Origin of the sequence: Sulfitobacter sp. HI0129 (genome assembly GCF_001635395.1) — a bacterium.
Taxonomy (GTDB): Bacteria; Pseudomonadota; Alphaproteobacteria; order Rhodobacterales; family Rhodobacteraceae; genus Sulfitobacter.
This window is the reverse complement of the sequence record NZ_LWGH01000613.1, coordinates 1-1,408: the sequence shown is the minus strand read 5'-3', so window position 1 is coordinate 1,408 and position 1,408 is coordinate 1. Positions and strand designations below refer to the sequence as shown.

Sequence of the window (1,408 nt, the reverse complement as noted above, 5' to 3'; positions counted from 1 at the left end):
GAGGCAGGCGTCCTGGGACCGTTGCCGGGGGTCGTCGGCGCCATGATGGCGGCAGAGGCGATCAAGCTGATCACGGGCGCGGGTACACCGCTGCGCGGGCAAATGGTGATCTACGATGCGCTATACGGCGAAAGCCGCACCATCGGTATCGAGCGACGCCCCGATTGCGCGACCTGCGGTGATCTCGCCACAATTTGAAAGCGCCAGCGTTGCGTTGTGCTATGTTGGTTAACGAACAACCTAGGGAAAATACGATGAGAAAACTTTTGATGATCGCCGCAATGGTGCTGGCCCCCGTCGCGGCATGGGCCGAGGGTGTGACCCACAAGGTTGCCATTCACGTGGATGAGAACGACCCCCAGGTGATGAACATGGCGCTGAACAACGCCGCCAACGTCCACAGCTATTATGAAAGCCAGGGCGATGAGGTCATCATCGAGATCGTGACATATGGCCCCGGCCTCAACATGCTGATCCCGGGCAAGAGCCCTGTGGAGCAGCGTATCTCCGTGATGTCGCTTGAAATACCGTCCCTGACCTTTGCGGCCTGCGGCAATACCCACCGCGCCATGAGCGAAAAGGCGGGGCAGGACATCCCCATGATGGAAGAGGCGAATATGGTTACCTCGGGCGTGGTGCGCCTGATCGAACTGCAGGAAGAGGGCTACGCCTACGTGCGGCCCTAATCCAACCTTTCATCCATGAAAAAAGGGCGCTCCTACACGGGCGCCCTTTGCCTGTTAGCCGCGGTATCACAGAACCTTGGCAAGATCGGCGATCAGGTCTTCGGGGTCTTCCAGTCCTACGGACATGCGGAAAATACCGTCCCCCGCGAAATCCCTGTAGCTGTCGAGCGCCGCGCCTGACAGGCGGAAAGACGTCTCCATCAGGCCTTCAGTCTCCATCCAGAACATAAGGCTGCGATGATGACCAAGCGAAACCGCGTAATGGATGACCTCGAACTTGTCGATCATGGTTTGAGCCAGCCGTTCCGCTGTAGCAACGTCGCCGACCTGAAAGCTCAGCATGCCTGAATAGTTCTTCATCTGGTGCTTCGCCAGATCGTGCTGGGGGTGGGACGGTAGCCCGGGATACATCACCTTGGTCACGCTGGACTGGTTCTCAAGCCATTCCGCCACCGCCATGGCACCCGCCTGATGCGCCTTCATCCGCAAGGGCAGGGTGGACGCCCCCCGCGCAATGAGCCACGCATTGAAGGGGGACAGGATACCGCCATGGTGGATGGATGCCTCCAGACGCATTTGCTTCACCAACTCCCGCGAGCCGGCGACCGCACCACCGACGGCATCCCCGTGCCCGCCCATGTATTTCGTGGTGGAATGCATCACCAGATCGACGCCGAGCGCATTGCTATCCATCCCCAGCGGGGAAGAGAACGTGGCATCGC

The 1,408-nt window shown here is 59.9% G+C and carries 3 protein-coding genes; 2 read left to right on the top strand and 1 reads right to left on the bottom strand.

The genetic code is table 11. The features are described from left to right. Both A3764_RS24150 and A3764_RS16100 read left to right on the top strand, forming a co-directional pair. Window positions 1-198: HesA/MoeB/ThiF family protein (locus tag A3764_RS24150; protein WP_330220538.1), on the top strand; the 198-nt coding region annotated here is incomplete at its 5' end. Window positions 199-254: 56 nt separating this feature from the next. Then, on the top strand, window positions 255-686 hold the full coding sequence (locus A3764_RS16100; protein ID WP_067922104.1) for a DsrE family protein: 432 nt from the start codon (window positions 255-257) through the stop codon (window positions 684-686). Between the two features lie 66 nt (window positions 687-752). On the opposite strand, the gene A3764_RS16095 is transcribed toward A3764_RS16100, so the two are convergent. Then, a partial coding sequence (locus A3764_RS16095) for a PLP-dependent transferase (protein ID WP_201722446.1) occupies window positions 753-1,408 on the bottom strand: 656 nt, incomplete at its 5' end.